The organism is Algoriphagus lutimaris (assembly GCF_017051705.1).
GTDB lineage: Bacteria > Bacteroidota > Bacteroidia > Cytophagales > Cyclobacteriaceae > Algoriphagus > Algoriphagus lutimaris.
This window is the reverse complement of record NZ_JAFIDJ010000003.1, coordinates 148,577-165,581: the sequence shown is the minus strand read 5'-3', so window position 1 is coordinate 165,581 and position 17,005 is coordinate 148,577. Positions and strand designations below refer to the sequence as shown.

The following is a 17,005-nucleotide window of genomic DNA, read 5'->3' as shown; positions in this document are numbered from 1 at the left end:
CTAGCCTAGTTCGCATTAGTTTTAAGTTCAAATTCACTTTTATGCTAATAGTCAATAATCTGGTAAAAAAGTACGGCAAACAGAATGCAGTGGATGATCTCTCTTTTGAATTGCAGGGGGGGGAAGTAGTAGGCTTGTTGGGTCCAAATGGCGCAGGGAAAAGCACCACTATGAAATGCATAGTTGGGCTATTGAGGAAAACTTCTGGAGAAATTACGATCGGTGGGTATGACCATTTATCAGTAGAGGCTAAGAGACTATTTAGTTATATTCCTGAGACCCCTTATGTATATGATCTTTTGACTGTGAAAGAACATTTTCAATTCATTGGGCAAGCCTATGGAGTACCTAACTGGAAAGAAAAAACAGATGAGTTGGTACAGCTATTTGAACTTGAAGATAAACAGGACAAGCTAGGAAGGGATCTTTCTAAAGGAATGAGGCAAAAAGTGTCTATTGTTTGTGCTTTGATTCCTGACCCTCAAGTTTTGTTTTTCGATGAACCAATGATCGGTCTGGATCCAAAAGCCATTAAAAATACCAGGCAAATTTTCAGGAATCTGAAGGAAGCAGGAAAAACCATTTTAGTGAGTACCCATTTGATTGATAGTGTGGAGTCTATTGCAGATAGAATTATGATCCTGAAAGAGGGGAAAATTGTAGGGAATGATACGATTGCCAATCTTAAGCAACAGTTTGTTCAAGAGGAAGGGACTTCATTAGAGGATTTGTTTCTAGAACTTACCAAAGATGTTTGAATTCCGAATACTCCTTAGAAAGGATATTTTAATCCTACTCAACAATATCAAACTAATCCTGAGAAATCCTCTTAGGCTTCTGCCATACGGAGGATTGTTGGCGTACTTCTTTTTTATTTACACTATGCGGATGAGAAGAAGAACAGAGGAGTCTGGAATGCAAGCTCCAGATTTGGAGGGTATTCCGGAAGTGAATTTTGCCATGCAAAATGTGGTCGGAGGAATTACAATTCTAGCCTTGTCGTTTTTTGTTTTCCAGCTTTATCGCGCGACGAAAAAGAACATCAGTTTCTTTAAAATGGCGGATGTGAATTTATTGTTTACCGCACCAGTCAAACCGGAAAATATTTTGATTTACTATATGGCAAGATCAATACTTCCTGCATTGGGAGGTAGTGTGTTGTTTTTGTTTTATGGAGCTAGCCAACTAGCTGATCAATTTGAACTCACTGCGGGCAACATCATTTTCTTGATTTTGGGATTTGCCCTCTTCTTTTTTATGATTTTCCCCCTGAGATTTTTGATCTATACACTGCATACCAAGTATGGAATCATGAATTACATCAAAACCGGAGTATCTATACTAGGTGTGGCTTTAGGTTTGATGATTTTAATTCCTGGTCTTATGGCAGAGAAATTCTGGCAAGGGATGTTTTCATGGGTGAGTTCCCCTTGGTTTAACTTCTTTCCAATTGTGGGTTGGAGTAGGGGAATCATGAGCTACGTATGGGATCAGAATCTCATTTTATCGTCATGCTTTTTGGTGCTTTATGCACTGGCTTATTATACCATAGTGAAATTGGTGATTCAGTTTTCTGGTTATTATTATGAAGATGTACTGGAAGCTACCAAATCCAATGAGGAAAAAATTGAGAAAGTAAGAGGGAAAAAGCAAGCTTCTGAAGCTTCCTTTAGTATGAATACAAAGAAGCAATTGGCATTACCTGATTTTGGAGTAGGGGCAAAAGCATTTTATTGGAGGAATTATGTGCATAGTTCCAGACAGGATTTTCATCCTCTTTTTGGAATCTATTCAATCATCATGACTGGATTGGGAATCCTATTTGCCGTCCTTTCTCGGTTTGATTGGTTTTCGCACAAGATGTTTTATGGATACTTGATGGTGCTTTTTGTGTTTTACTTTATGGCTGGTATTGGAAGAGCTTCTGTTGGAGATTTGAAAAAGCCATTTTTCATATTAATTCCTGCTAGCTGGTCAGCAAAATTCTGGAATATGATCAAACTAGATCTCTATCAGATTTTGCTGTTTTCTGGATTAATGATCATTCCTTCGGTATTTATTGCCGGGTTAAATTGGGCTTTAATCCCTTTGTTTTTATTGGGGATGTTAGGGTTTTATTTAATCGGTTTTTCCATTAATCTGATTCCTCAAATCGCTTTGGATGAAAGTTGGGATAGGATTTTAATCAAGCCTTTGCTCATTGGAGGAATATTCATTTTTGGGATCATTCCTTCAGGAGTAGCCAGCATTCTAATTTTTGTTCTGACAAAAAAGTTTGTGTTTGGTTTATTGACATTGGTACTGGGATTGGCATTTGTTACCGCTATTTTACTTCATGTAACCTTGGATGTGATTAAAAAGGTGGAATTTAAAGAAGTCTAGAAAAAAGAACTTTTTAGCTCAGAATTTTATTTTGTTTTTAGGTGAAGCGGACAGGAGGGCAAGAAATTTCCTGTATTTTTGAATACCAAATATAACTGACTATGATCTATAATTCCATCATTGAAACCATCGGGAATACCCCGATGATCCGATTGAATAAACTTGCCAAAGGAATCAAAGGCGATGTTTTAGTAAAGGTTGAATATTTTAATCCTGGCAATTCTATGAAAGATAGAATGGCTGTGAAGATGGTGGAGGATGCTGAAAAAGCAGGGCTATTAAAACCGGGAGGTACGATTATAGAAGGTACCAGTGGAAATACGGGGATGGGATTGGCCTTAGCTGCTGTGGCAAAAGGCTATAAATGTATTTTTACCATGGCTGACAAGCAGTCAAAAGAAAAGATAGATATCCTCAAGGCGGTAGGAGCAGAGGTAATCGTATGTCCCACTAATGTTTCCCCAGAGGATCCTAGGTCTTATTATTCGGTCGCGAAGAAATTAAATCAAGATATACCAAATTCTTTTTACCCGAACCAGTACGATAACCTTTCCAATACTGCAGCGCATTATGAAACAACAGGGCCTGAAATATGGAAAGATACAGAGGGTAAAGTAACCCATTATGCTGCTGGAGTAGGGACAGGAGGATCTATGTGTGGTACCGCTCAATATTTAAAAGAACAAAACCCAGATATTGTTACAGTAGGGATTGATACCTATGGTTCAGTGTTTAAAAAATATAAGGAGACAGGGATCTTTGATGAGAAAGAGGTGTATCCATATTTGACGGAGGGAATTGGAGAAGATATTCTCCCAAAGAATGTCAACTTCGATGTGATAGACCACTTTGTGAAAGTAACAGATAAGGATGCAGCAGTAATGACTCGTAGGTTGGCCAGAGAAGAGGGGCTTTTTGTTGGTTGGTCTTGTGGATCAGCTGTTCACGGAGCATTGGAATGGGCCAAAGAGAACTTGAAAAAAGGAGATCAAATGGTGATCATCCTTCCAGACCATGGGACTCGATACCTAGGGAAAGTCTATAATGACGAATGGATGAGAAACCATGGTTTCTTGGAAGATAAGATATTCGCTACAGCAAGAGATATTATTTCTGGAAGAAAAGGCAGCTACCATTTGGTGTCTACCCTCAAAACAGATTCAGTGAGAAACGCCATTGGTTTGATGAATAAAACCAGTGTTTCCCAAATCCCTGTCATGGAAAATGAAGAGGTAGTTGGATGTCTTACCGACAATAAATTATTGGCAAAAATTATTGAGAACCCAGAATTGAAGGATGCCAACGTCTCAGATGTAATGGAAGAATCCATGCATTTTGTGGCATTAGATAGCACGCTGGATGTGCTGTCTTCCATGGTAGAAAAGGAAAAAGCAGTTTTGGTGAGAGATGAGAACAATCAGATTCACATCATCACCAAACATGATATTTTGGAGGCGTTTACGAATTAATTACCTAGAATGGACCAACTTAAACTTCAAAGAATCATTGATTCTGGAGTAGATTTTAATATTTCGAATATCATAGATAAGGCCTGGGAAATGTTCAAAGCCCGGGCTATATTTCATATTGGTTTTGCTTTTCTAATTTCTACTATACAGCTGATTTTCACCCTATACCTGGAGGATTTTGCATTTATTTATTCTATATTTCTATCCCCTCCTTTGGTTGCTGGATTTTATTTGGTTGCCAACCGAATGAGTCAAAAAGAGTATGTGGATTTCCAGAATTACTTTGATGGCTTTAAATATATTTTGCCTCTAATCATCGTAAACCTCATCACTGCGATTTTTATTGTAGCAGGTCTTGTAGTGTTTATTTTGCCTGGGATTTACCTGGGGGTGGGATATGTGTTCAGCTTATTGTTTGTTCTATTCGGAGGATTTGATTTCTGGCCGGCAATGGAGTACAGCCGAAAATTAGTACACACCAATTGGTGGAAATTCTTTGGATTTTTGTTGTTGCTTTTGCTTATCAACATTGGCGGTTTCCTTTGCTTGATTGTAGGCTTATTGGTAACTATTCCGTTGACTTACTTGTCTATTTATATCCTTTTTGAAGAGTTGACCATTGATGCTGCAGAGGAGGAGGGAGATGGTTTTGTGGTGGATAAGGAGTAAGTGAGATTCTTTTAAATTCGCTCGCTTAGGGAATCATTTTTAGTATTGTTAAAATCAGGGGTTTCTAAGCTTTCACTTTTTCAGTTCTTTGGAAGGGAATTCTTGTTATTCATGACTTAGAATAATAGCTTCTAATCTATTTCTGCATTTCTCAGTTAATTCATCTATTGAGTTTTGATCAGTGGGATAAATCGGTTTTGAGAAATAGACTTTTACTTTTCCAGGGCTCAATAAAAAAGACCCTCTTTTGTGAATCGTGTCTGCACCGATGATCGCAAAAGGTAAAATAGGGATGTCCGTTTCAATAGAAAGCCTGAATGCCCCTTTTCGAAATGGTAACAATACATTTTCGCTATTATTCCTGGTGCCTTCGGGAGCTACCACAATAGAGATTCCTTTTTGGAGAAACTTGATAAGTTTAGGGATGCTTTCTTTTCGAGATTCAGGATTGTCCCGGTCTACCCATATGGCAAATTTGGCTACTACCCAACCAAAAATAGGGATTTTGGATAGTTCTTTTTTTCCAAGTGCTCTCACTTGCTGTGGGATTGCAAGGGGAATAATTGGAGCATCAAAAAAAGATCGGTGATTAAAAATATAGATGTAAGGCTGATTGGGGTTGATGTACTCCTTCCCACGTATTTCAAACCTAAATCCCGAAAGCCCGGACCAAATCCTTGCCCATAGCCTGATAAAGAAAAAAGATAGGTTTCCGGCCCGATCACTGATTAACACGGGAATGATAATAAACAAAGCGAAAACCAGCATTAAAACAGCAAAGATTACTAGTGAGTAAATGGTAAAAATTACTTGAAGGATTTTCATACTACCTGAATATTGGTAATTTTGAATACAAATTTAATCTTAACTCTTTGCTTGCATAAGCCCCGGAGCGTTCTGGGGCTTTTTATTTCAATTTAAGCTTCCATATTTTATTTTTCTAATTCCTCATGAATTAAGGAGCTTTTATATAATTCATTTTTTAACCAAGCATTTACGAAATAAAAGAAAATACGTACCTTTGCAGTCCGTTCGGGTGATCGGGGTGTTTTAGAACTATCTAAAGCATTGATTTACAACTAAAAACCCTTAGTCTCCTGACTCGAGGACTGATGGGATTTCAGAGTCAATACTATTATGTCTAATAAAGAAGATTTTAACTGGGACAACTTCGAAACCAAAGGTTTTGGAGAAGGCTATTCCAAAGAGCAAAAAGCTCAGATGGAAGCAATGTATGCTGGTACACTAAATGAAATCACTGAGAAAGAAGTGATCAAAGGTGTAGTAGTAGGAGTGAATGACAAAGATGTGATCATCAACATTGGCTTCAAATCTGACGGTTTGGTTCCTTTAAGTGAATTCCGTGATCTAGATGGCATTAAGCCAGGTGATGAAGTAGAGGTATTCATTGAGGAGCAAGAGAATGCTTTGGGTCAATTGATCCTTTCCCGTAAGAAAGCCAAGATCGTACGTGCATGGCAGGACATCGAAGATGCGCTTGAGCATGACAACGTGATCGAAGGTTTGGTGAAGAGAAGAACCAAAGGTGGTTTGATCGTAGATATCTACGGTGTAGAAGCTTTCTTGCCAGGTTCTCAAATCGACGTGAAGCCTATCAGAGATTTTGATATCTATGTAGGTAAGAAGATGGAAGTGAAAGTGGTGAAAATCAACCACGCTAATGATAACGTTGTAGTTTCTCACAAAGTATTGATCGAAAAAGATCTAGAGAAGCAAAAGGCGGAAATCCTAAACAACCTAGAAAAAGGACAAGTATTGGAAGGTGTGATCAAGAACATGACCAATTTCGGTGTATTCATCGATTTGGGTGGTGTAGATGGTCTACTTCACATTACAGACATTTCTTGGGGACGTATCAATCATCCAGAGGAAGTATTGCAGCTTGATCAGAAAGTTCAGATTGTGGTTCTTGACTTTGATGATGATAAGAAGAGAATTTCTTTGGGCATGAAGCAATTGACTGCTCATCCATGGGATTCTTTGGCTTCTAACCTTGAAGTTGGTTCTAAAGTAAGAGGAAAGATTGTAAACGTGGCTGATTACGGTGCATTCTTGGAGCTTGCTCCAGGTGTAGAAGGATTGATCCACGTTTCTGAAATGAGCTGGTCTCAGCACTTGAGAAACCCTGCTGACTTTGTAAAAGTTGGTGACGAAATCGATGCAGTAGTATTGACTTTGGATAAAGACGAAAGAAAAATGTCTTTGGGTATCAAGCAATTGACTGAAGATCCTTGGACTAAGAATGATATGGGTACTAAGTATGCCGTGGGTACTAAGCACACTGGTGTAGTTAGAAACTTGACTAACTTCGGTCTATTCCTTGAAATGGAAGAAGGTATCGATGGTTTGGTTCACGTATCTGATCTCTCTTGGACTAAGAAAATCAAGCATCCATCTGAATTCGTTAAAGTAGGAGATGAGCTAGAAGTAGCTGTTCTTGAACTTGATGTTGATAACAGAAGATTGGCCCTAGGTCATAAGCAATTGGAAGAGAATCCATGGGATACTTTCGAGAATGTGTTCCCAGTAGGATCTGTTCACAAGTGTACTGTAGTTTCAAAGAATGATAAAGGTGCTGTTCTTGAGCTTCCTTACGGTTTAGAAGGTTTCGCGACCATCAAAAACTTGGAGAAAGCAGATGGCTCTTCTGTAGAAGCAGGTGACTCTGAAGACTTCAAAGTGACTGAATTCTCTAAAGACGATAAGAGAATCGTTCTTTCTCATACTGCTACATTCAAAGAAGAGGCAAAGCCAGCTAAGAAAGAGGCGAAGAAAAAATCTGAAACTTCTTCATCTTCTTCTTCTTCTTCCGCTCCTGCTGAGAAGTCTACCCTAGGTGACTTGGATGCTTTGACTCAATTGAAAGAGCAAATGGAAGGTGGGAAAAAGTAAGAAATTGATTTCTTAACTTATTCATATTGAAAACGCCGGCTGTAAAGTCGGCGTTTTTTTTCTTTAATATTTTTGGAGGGTTTTATTTTTAGTTTCGTAATAAATTCGGCTGATGTTTCGACTATTATACTTTTTAATTAGTTTTCTTTCTTATGAAAAAACCTACTTTTTATATTCTTCGTTTTTTGTTGTTTTAATTCTGTTTGGACTCAATCTTGAATAGAGCTCAAATGTTAGTTTTGGATTTCTGGTACTCAGTTAGCAAAGTATTTCTTGCAGGATCGAGTTTGGTGAGCATGGAAAACCTATCTGAATTTGGGTGGGTATTTTCAAAGGGTTTAGGATCAAAAATTAGGCCTAACGAATGTGAATTATACCTTAGTCCAGGTAGGTTATAAGCCTGCTCCTTATCCTAACTGTGAAATGGAGAATAATTCATCCTCCGTTCATAATGTGGATTTTGAAATATTTACGACTCCAGTTTAAGTAGCGTATACATTTTTGAAATTCCCATTTGCGGCAGAGGTCCCTTTATTAGGTTTCCAGGCCTCTCATAACCATAATTTCACATATCAAAGCGGGGTAAGGTATGTGGAGGAGCGGGGGCTAAGTATACGACAAATAAGATGGTGTTTTCAGTTTCCCCTCGTTATAAGCGGGGCAATATTATTCCTTTTGAAGAAAGGAATAACAAGTATTTGCCGGAGGAATTCGGACTTTAGTTTGGGATAGCTTATCGGTTTTAAGATATACCTAATTCTTTCCAAAACCTTTGGGATTTTAAAATTTCAAAGGGTTTTTAATTTAAGGCAGCCTAGTTTTGAAAACTGTTTTAAAATAAAAAAGCATTCGCAAACGCGAATGCTTTTTGTGGAGGTCGCGAGCGGATTCGAACCGCTGTACAAGGTTTTGCAGACCTCTGCCTAGCCGCTCGGCCACGCGACCATTTATGAAATGGAATGCAAATTTAGAGATTATCTTTCTCGATGCAATAGAGACTTCATTTATTTTCTGGATTTAAGGTAAGGTATTCCTCAAAGTATTGATTTACACCTTAAAAAAAATCTAGTAACGACGAATTATTTTTAAGTTCTATCCAGAATTTATTTCTAACTTATTTATAACGATTCTAAATAAAATAACTTCAATAAAAAGTGATGTAAAATATTGAAAATCAGTCAGGTAAACTGGGTTTTAGCCCTTAGTTCCCCCGGTTATTTGAATTGAATTCTTGTTTGAAAAATTGAGCCCGGGTAGTACCTTTGCAAGGGTTATTGAAAACCGCATAAACTATTTAATTAGCTATAATATGTTATCCAAACGCTCGTTAGTAGGGGTTCGATGGAATTTCCACACACTGGCAGTGCTGTTTTTCATGCTGATAGGAATTCAGGCTTTTGCCGCGGATCCTGCAGTTGATAGTAGCGATGAAGCAGTAGCAGCAGGTAAGGCTGTATTCAATGCAAATTGTAAAACATGCCACAAATTAGATCAAAAATTAGTTGGTCCCGCATTGAGAGGTGTTTCTGATAGAAGAGAAATTCCTTGGATCAAATCTTTCATTAAAAATTCACAGGCATTAATCGCATCTGGGGATAAAACCGCAAATGATCTCTACAAGGAGTACAATAATACTGCGATGCCGGCGCATGAATTTTTATCAGATGATGATTTAAATAATTTACTGTCCTACATCGAATTTGGTGACAAGGTAGATCCGGCTGCAGCTGCAGCTGTAGAAGGTGGTGCTGAAGGTGCTTCCGCTGCAGGAGGGGGGATACCAAGTGAGTACCTGACAGTGATTCTTGCTGTTTTGGTAGTTGTATTGTTATTGATCTTGGTAGTATTGGGATTGATTATCTCTGTTTTAACCAAGTACTTAAATAAGCAGGAGCTAGATGAGGATGATAAAGAGTTTGTTACTCAGAAATTCAACTTAGGTAAAGTATTTAAAAGTGACGGTTTTATCATCATTGTTACTGCCTTGGTAGTAGCGGTAGTTGCTAAAACAGCCATTGACGGACTTTATTCAGTTGGTGTTCAGCAAGGTTACGCTCCAACCCAGCCGATAGCTTATTCTCATAAATTACACGCTGGTACCTTAGAAATCGAATGTCAGTATTGCCATACTGGGGTTGAGATTGGTAGATCAGCGAACATTCCTTCTCCTAATATCTGTATGAACTGTCATACGCACGTGCAGAATGTACAGGGTAAAGAAGGTGTTTCTCCAGAAATTCAGAAAATCTATGATGCTGTGGACAACAATACTCCTATTGAATGGGTGCGTGTTCACAACCTTCCGGATTTAGCTTACTTCAACCACTCTCAGCACGTGAAAGTGGGTGGAATTGAGTGTCAAACTTGCCACGGCCCTATTCAGGAAATGGAAGTGGTAGGTCAGCATAGTGCTTTGACTATGGGCTGGTGTATTGATTGTCACAGACAAACCGAAATTGCTACTGAAGGCAATGCCTATTATGATAAGTTGGTACAGATTCATGTGGATTCAAAAGATGCCCTAAAGGTGAAAGACATCGGTGGGCTTGAATGTGCTAAGTGCCACTATTAATTCATTATCCTTTTTGCAAATTCATTCCTAGATCATAAAATGAAGGAAAATAAAAAAACCTACTGGAAAGGGCTAGAGCAACTTAGCAACGATCCGGAGTTTGTAAAGCATGCCGATAAGGAGTTCGCAGAACTTCCATCTTCTTTGAATGAAGACGGTAGTGCCTCCAGAAGAGATTTTCTCAAGTTGATGGGATTTAGCTTAGCAGCTGCATCTTTGGCAGCTTGCGAGGCTCCGGTAAGAAAGGCGATCCCTTATGTTAACAAGCCGGTTGATATCAATCCGTCTATCCCTAATTATTACGCATCAACCTTCTCTTCAGGAGGTGATTATGCGTCAATAGTTGTAAAAACAAGAGAAGGTCGTCCTATTAAAATCGATGGAAACGAACTTTCTCCTATTAATAAAGGTAAGGTCAACGCGATCGTTGAGGGATCTGTCCTTTCGCTATACGACAAGCAGAGACTAACTGGACCTTATATAGCTGGTGAGAAAACTGACTGGGCAACACTTGACTCTCAAGTAAAGTCTAAACTTGCTTCTGCTGGTTCTGTTAAGATTGTTTCAAATACCATTCTTTCTCCTACTACCAATAAAGCACTTCAGCAGTTCTCTGAAGTATTTGGTGGGGCTGAAGTGATCCAGTACGATCCAATTTCCAATTATGGTATTTCAAAAGCTGCGGAGACTTACTATGGTACTGCAGTCATTCCTTCTTACTCATTCGATAAAGCAAAAACCATCGTTTCTTTTGGAGCTGACTTCTTAGGAACTTGGATTTCACCAATTGAGTTTGCAGGTCAATATGCCAAGACCAGAAAGATTTCGAAGGAAAAGCCTGAAATGTCCAGGCATTATCAGTTTGAATCCAACCTTTCTTTAACTGGTGCCAATGCAGATTATAGAACTCCAATCAAAGCTTCTCAAAGTGGATTAGCAGTTTTGGCATTGTATAATGCCATTGCAAAAAAAGCAGGTGCAGCTACTGTTTCAGCTCCAGCTGTAGAAATAGCACATTTAGAAAAAGCAGCAAACGACCTTTGGGCAGCTAAGTCTGCTGGTTTGGTAGTTTCTGGTTCTAATGATCCTAATGTTCAGGTTGTAGTAAATGCCATCAATGAGCTTTTAGGAGCAAATGGAACTACAGTTGATTTCAATGCGCCAGTTCATTTCCGTAAAGGAGATGATGCCCGCATGAATCAATTTGTGAATGAATTGAAAGCTGGACAAGTTGGAGCAGTAATTTTCTATAACTGTAATCCGGTATATGACTTCGCTAGAGGTGCTGAGATCGCTGAAGGTATCGCAAAAGCCAAAGTGAGTATCTCCACTAACGGAACGATGGATGAGACCGCTTCTTTGGTACAAATGGTTGCTCCAGATCACCATTTCTTGGAATCCTGGAATGACTTCGAGCCTAAGAAAGGTCATTATTCTTTGGGCCAGCCGACCATCTCTCCTCTTTTTGATACTAGACAAGCGCAGGATTCATTCTTAACCTGGTCTGGATCCACTTCCAATTTTTATGAATTCCTTCAGCTTAACTGGGAATCTGAGATTTTCACTCAAGTTGAAACTGGAACTGATTTCCAAGAATTCTGGGATCGTTCTTTATATAATGGTGTTTTTGCAATTACACCTGCGGCTACTGAGGCTTTGGCTCCTATTGGAGATGTAAGTGCTGCTGCTGCAAGTGTAGCAAAAGCCTACTCCGCTTCTAATACTGGTGCTGAATTGGTATTGTATACCAAAGTAGGTATCGGTAGTGGTGCATTTGCAAATGTGCCTTGGCTTCAGGAAATGTCCGATCCAATCACCAAAGCTACTTGGGATAACTATTTGACAGTTTCTCAAAAATGGGCTTCTGAAAATGGAGTGACCATGATTGAAGGTGAAACTTCAAAAGCTTCCATTACAGTGAATGGAAAATCTTTACTAGTTCCTATTTTGGTTCAACCAGGTCAAGCAGAAGGTACTTTTGGACTTGCTGTAGGTTATGGTAGAACGAAGGCTGGTCGGGTTGCAAATGGTGTGGGTGTGAACGCTTATGAATTGGCGGATACATCTAAAGGATTTGTGAACTTTGATATTACAGCGGGTGTAGAAGTAGCCGCTACTGGTGAGGCATATAGAATTGCTAGAACACAAACTCACCAGACCTTCATGGGTCGTGAGAACGTGATCCAAGAAGCCACTCTTGCAGAGTATAAAACTGATGCAAGTGCAGGTAGATACCATCCCGAAATATACAAAGACGGTGAATTTGTTAAACCAAGCAAAATCTCTCTTTGGTCAGGTCACCAATATTCCCAGCATCATTGGGGACTTGCAATTGACATGAACTCTTGTATTGGATGTTCAGCATGTTCTGTTGCTTGCCAGGTTGAAAACAACGTGGCAGTAGTAGGAAAGCAAGAAGTATTGAACAGAAGAGAAATGGCTTGGATCAGAATTGATCGCTATTATTCTTCTGATGCTCCTGCAGATGATTTGAGAGGTATGGAAGTAGCTTCTGAGAATCCAGAGGTGACATTCCAACCAATGATGTGTCAGCAATGTAACAACGCTCCATGTGAGACAGTTTGTCCTGTTGCTGCTACGACTCACTCTTCAGAGGGTCTTAACCAAATGACTTACAACAGATGTATTGGTACAAGATATTGTGCAAATAACTGTCCTTATAAAGTACGTCGATTCAACTGGTTCAAATACCATGACAACAAAGATTTCGCAGGTGTAAACGTTGCACAAAACGATGATTTGGGTAAAATGGTCTTGAATCCAGATGTAACTGTAAGAGCACGTGGTGTAATGGAAAAATGCTCAATGTGTGTGCAAAGAATTCAGGCTGGTAAACTAGCTGCTAAACGTGAGAAGCGTAAAGTTCAGGATGGAGAAATCAATGTGGCTTGTGCAGTCGCTTGTCCTACTGACGCCCTTGTGTTTGGTGATATGAATGATGCTAACTCTAAAGTTTCTCAGTTGTTGAAAATCAAAGAGAACAATACTTCTGCTTTGAAAGAAGTAAATGAGGAAAGAGCATACCACGTATTGGAAGAGATCAACGTGAGTCCAAACGTTTGGTACTTTACCAAAATCAGAAATAAAGACAAAAACGAAGCGTAATCATAATTTTATAAACTATGCAGGTTACTTCATCCGTACGTGAGCCGTTAGTTACCGGAGGTAAAACCTACCATGATGTGACACATGATGTGTCCCGTCAGGTGGAAGGAAAACCAACTTTACTTTGGTTTCTTGCCTTCTTAACAGCCGCCGGTACTTTGGCTATAGGATTAATTGCAGTGACGGCCACCGTTTGGGAAGGCATCGGGATGTGGGGATTGAACAAGACAATAGGTTGGGCTTGGGATATCACCAACTTCGTTTGGTGGGTTGGTATTGGTCACGCAGGTACTTTGATTTCAGCAGTATTGCTACTTTTCAGACAGAAGTGGAGAACTTCTATCAACAGAGCAGCTGAAGCAATGACAATTTTTGCGGTTATTTGTGCGGCAATGTTCCCGGTTCTTCACATGGGTAGACCATGGTTGGGAGCATATTGGGCGCTTCCGCTACCAAATACCTTTGGTTCGCTTTGGGTAAACTTTAACTCTCCTCTTCTTTGGGACGTATTTGCGATTTCTACTTATTTCTCAGTTTCATTGGTATTCTGGTATATAGGTTTGATTCCTGATTTTGCTACCATTAGAGATAGAGCAACAGGATTAAGAAAAGTGATTTATGGAGGCCTTTCTTTCGGATGGGACGGAGCGGCAAAAACTTGGATGAGATATGAGTCTGTATCCTTGATTTTGGCTGGTTTGGCAACTCCATTGGTACTTTCGGTTCACACGATTGTATCCTTTGACTTTGCTACCTCTGTTATTCCAGGTTGGCATACGACTATCTTCCCTCCATACTTTGTGGCTGGTGCGATTTTCTCCGGTTTCGCGATGGTACTGACGCTAATGATCATTACCAGAAAGGTGTTCAAATTGGAAGATTACATTACCATGACCCACATTGAATTGATGAATATTGTAATTATCATCACAGGTTCAATTGTAGGTATTGCCTATATCACTGAATTCTTTATCGCTTGGTACTCTGGCGTTGAAGCAGAACAATATGCATTTATCAATCGTGCTACTGGACCTTATTGGTGGGCTTACTGGTCAATGATGACTTGTAATGTGATCTCTCCACAGTTATTCTGGTTCAAGAAAATTAGAACTTCTATCATTGCGACTTTTGCCTTGTCCATTGTTGTAAATATAGGTATGTGGTTTGAGCGTTTCGTAATTATTGTAACCTCGCTTCACAGAGATTACTTGCCATCTTCTTGGGCAATGTTCTACCCATCCATTACTGATATTGGAGTTTACTTATTCACCTTTGGTTTGTTCTTTACTTTATTCTTCTTGTTTGCCAAATTCTTCCCGGTAATCAACATGGCTGAAGTAAAATCAGTATTGAAGTCTACATCTGAAAAAGTTCGTAAATAATCATGGAAAGAGATAAGAATTTTATTTTGGGAGTTTACGACGATGAAGACGTATTGCTCCATGCTGTTTCTGAAGTAAGAACTAGCGGTGTCAAAATACATGAAGTATATACTCCTTATCCAGTTCACGGATTGGAAGATGTACTAGGTTATAAAAGAAGCCGATTACCGATCGCTGCATTCCTTTTTGGATTGCTCGGTACTACCTTGGCTTTGACCATGCAGTTGTATATGATGAGATTTGACTGGCCAATGATTATTGGAGGTAAGGATTTCGCTGCGATTCCTGATTTTATACCAGTTACATTTGAATTGACTGTATTGCTTGCAGCATTTGGAATGGTGGGTGTATTTATGATCAGTTCTGACTTGAAGCCATGGGCTCAGCCTCGAATCTTTGATTTGAGAAGTACTGATGATAAGCATATCATGGCAATTGATATTGCAAATAACACGAGTATGGAAGTAGCAAAAATTCAGGAGATCCTTAAGTCTTCCGGTGCTACAGAGGTGAATAATAAAAGTTTTGAATAGTAATTCTGGAAAAATGAAGATTGCTAAAGCACTAAGTTTATTGGGGTTTGCTGTTGCTGGAATCACTTTAGCTGGTTGTAGAGCCGGTGGTGATAACCAGGGATTGGAATATGCTCCACAGATGTATCACTCTGTAGCATACGAGCCATTGACTCAAATCAAAGACGAGTCTCAAGGAGATTGGTTATCTAATAGAGAAGATGAGAAAGGTGAGTTTTTCAACAGTAACGTTCATAATCCTCATGGAATGAACATGAGAGAGCCAGTTGAAGGAACAGTTCCTAGAAATAAAGGTGGATATCTTCCATACAGATACAAAGCTTTCGAAGTAGAAGCTGCTGCTACAAATTTGACAAACCCAGTTGAATTGACAGATGAAGTGTTGGAAGATGGAGAGAGATTGTTTTTACAATATTGCTCTGCTTGCCATGGAAAAGGTGGACAAGGAGACGGTAAAGTAGGAGAAATTATTGGTGGTGTGGCTAACCTTACTGGTGGCGCTTACATCAACCTGCCGGAAGGACATATTTACCATGTAATCACTAAAGGAAAAGGAAGAATGGGAGCTCATGCTTCTCAGATTTCTCCTGAGAGAAGATGGAAAATTGTTCACTATGTTAAACAAGTAATTCAGAAGCAATAATCATGGCTCACGACGTACAGCATTATAATTTGGATCAAAAATTTGATTTTACCGCTGCGACTAAGAAGTCGGTTTTCACGGTATTGATCATTGGTGCAGCATTGTTGGTCATTGGTATTGTGATGGCAATGTTTGGTGGACACCACGAAGAAGCTGCTGAAGCAGGAGGACATGCATTTCATTGGTACGAGCGTTTATATGCTAACCTTTGGATCAACAATGTCTACTTTACAGGAATAGCAATTATCGGAGTATTCTTCTTTGCAGTTCAATACGCTGCACAAGCAGGTTGGTCTGCTCCTATTTCTAGAGTGATGTTATCATTTGGTAACTGGCTTCCATATGCAGGGATTTTAATGATTGTTACCTTCTTCGTAGCAAATCATGATTTGTTCCACTGGACGCATGCTTATTTATTTGATACCAATTCTCCAGAATATGATAAAATCATCGATGGAAAGGGATCTTTCTTCTATTGGCCAATGGCAAAAGGAACTTTCCCTGCATTCTATATCTTGAGAATGGTTTTATTCTTTGGTTTTTGGGTGTTCTTCTTCACAAAATTCAAAAAAATCTCTGCTCAAGAAGATCAGTTAGGAGGAACTTCTCACTGGTTTAAAATGAGAAGCTGGTCTGCATACTTCATTATTTTCTTTGCAGTATCTTCTTCCGTAAGTGCATGGGATTGGGTGATGTCAATTGACACGCACTGGTTCTCCACCTTATTTGGATGGTATGTGTTTTCTTCTTGGTTTGTATCTGGTCTTTCTGCAATTACTTTATTGGTAATTTTCTTAAAGAGCAAAGGTTACCTTGAAATGGTCAATGAAAACCACGTTCATGATATGGGTAAATTCGTATTCGGATTCACTATTTTCTGGACTTATTTATGGTTTTCTCAGTTCCTTTTGATCTATTATGCAAACATTCCTGAAGAATCCGTGTATTTCATAGAGAGACTTTCAAGTGATATCTATGGTCCATATATCTTCGTGAACTTAATCATGAATTTCTTCTTGCCTTTCTTGATTTTGATGACAAGGGATGCAAAAAGACATGGAATTTTCCTTAAAGTAGTTTGTACCTTGATCATTGCAGGCCATTGGGTAGATTTCTTCTTAATGGTTCAACCAGGTACCTTGGGTCATAACGGAGGAATTGGATTTATGGAAATAGGAATGTTCTTAGTTTATGGTTCCGCTGTAACATTTGTTGTACTTACAGGGTTATCTAAAGGAAACTTGATTCCTAAGAATCATCCAATGCTTGAAGAAAGCTATCATCATCACATTTAATTATTAGCCGAAAAAATTAAG

At 39.1% G+C, this 17,005-nt stretch carries 12 protein-coding genes and 1 tRNA gene; 11 read left to right on the top strand and 2 right to left on the bottom strand.

All coding sequences use genetic code 11. The annotated features are described in order from the left end of the window. Positions 1-41 precede the first annotated feature (41 nt). The 4 genes from JYB62_RS18050 (at position 42) to JYB62_RS18035 (ending at position 4,520) form a co-directional block, all read left to right on the top strand. Positions 42-758 carry an ABC transporter ATP-binding protein gene (locus JYB62_RS18050; protein WP_205646800.1) on the top strand — a complete coding sequence of 239 codons (717 nt, stop codon included), beginning with the start codon at positions 42-44 and terminating at the stop codon, positions 756-758. Continuing rightward, entirely contained in the window at positions 751-2,382 is a 1,632-nt protein-coding gene (locus tag JYB62_RS18045) for a putative ABC exporter domain-containing protein (protein WP_205646798.1), read from the top strand. Before JYB62_RS18050 ends, JYB62_RS18045 begins: the two co-directional genes overlap by 8 nt. Positions 2,383-2,483: 101 nt before the next feature. Next, a complete protein-coding gene (locus JYB62_RS18040; protein ID WP_205646797.1) occupies positions 2,484-3,851 on the top strand; it encodes a pyridoxal-phosphate dependent enzyme in 1,368 nt (455 codons plus the stop codon). A 9-nt stretch (positions 3,852-3,860) separates the two neighbouring features. Then, on the top strand, positions 3,861-4,520 hold the full coding sequence (locus JYB62_RS18035) for a hypothetical protein (RefSeq protein ID WP_205646796.1): 660 nt from the start codon (positions 3,861-3,863) through the stop codon (positions 4,518-4,520). A 105-nt stretch (positions 4,521-4,625) separates the two neighbouring features. Here JYB62_RS18035 and JYB62_RS18030 read toward each other — a convergent pair whose 3' ends face one another. Beyond that, the gene (locus JYB62_RS18030) at positions 4,626-5,345 is read right to left on the bottom strand and encodes a lysophospholipid acyltransferase family protein (protein WP_205646795.1); all 720 of its coding nucleotides are present in this window, start codon (positions 5,343-5,345) and stop codon (positions 4,626-4,628) included. Between the two features lie 312 nt (positions 5,346-5,657). On the opposite strand from JYB62_RS18030, the gene rpsA reads away from it, so the two are divergent. Continuing rightward, positions 5,658-7,433, top strand: coding sequence for a 30S ribosomal protein S1 (gene rpsA / locus JYB62_RS18025; RefSeq protein ID WP_205646794.1), 1,776 nt, complete (start codon positions 5,658-5,660; stop codon positions 7,431-7,433). An 871-nt stretch (positions 7,434-8,304) separates the two neighbouring features. On the opposite strand, the gene JYB62_RS18020 is transcribed toward rpsA, so the two are convergent. Further along, a tRNA-Cys gene (locus tag JYB62_RS18020) sits at positions 8,305-8,378 on the bottom strand. Positions 8,379-8,742: 364 nt separating this feature from the next. Between JYB62_RS18020 and JYB62_RS18015 the strand changes: the two genes are divergently transcribed. Genes JYB62_RS18015 through JYB62_RS17990 form a run of 6 tightly spaced genes read left to right on the top strand, consistent with a single transcriptional unit; the run spans position 8,743 to position 16,984 of the window. Beyond that, positions 8,743-10,005, top strand: coding sequence for a c-type cytochrome (locus JYB62_RS18015; protein WP_205646793.1), 1,263 nt, complete (start codon positions 8,743-8,745; stop codon positions 10,003-10,005). A gap of 39 nt (positions 10,006-10,044) precedes the next feature. Continuing rightward, positions 10,045-13,131 (top strand): TAT-variant-translocated molybdopterin oxidoreductase, encoded by a 3,087-nt coding sequence (locus JYB62_RS18010; RefSeq protein WP_205646792.1) that lies wholly within the window; start codon positions 10,045-10,047, stop codon positions 13,129-13,131. Between the two features lie 17 nt (positions 13,132-13,148). Next, on the top strand, positions 13,149-14,513 hold the full coding sequence (gene nrfD / locus JYB62_RS18005; protein WP_205646791.1) for an NrfD/PsrC family molybdoenzyme membrane anchor subunit: 1,365 nt from the start codon (positions 13,149-13,151) through the stop codon (positions 14,511-14,513). A gap of 2 nt (positions 14,514-14,515) precedes the next feature. Beyond that, entirely contained in the window at positions 14,516-15,046 is a 531-nt protein-coding gene (locus JYB62_RS18000) for a DUF3341 domain-containing protein (RefSeq protein ID WP_205646789.1), read from the top strand. A gap of 13 nt (positions 15,047-15,059) precedes the next feature. Beyond that, complete coding sequence (locus JYB62_RS17995; protein WP_205646788.1) at positions 15,060-15,689, top strand: c-type cytochrome; 630 nt, start codon at positions 15,060-15,062, stop codon at positions 15,687-15,689. Positions 15,690-15,691: 2 nt separating this feature from the next. Beyond that, positions 15,692-16,984, top strand: coding sequence for a quinol:cytochrome C oxidoreductase (locus tag JYB62_RS17990; RefSeq protein ID WP_205646787.1), 1,293 nt, complete (start codon positions 15,692-15,694; stop codon positions 16,982-16,984). Positions 16,985-17,005: the final 21 nt, after the last annotated feature.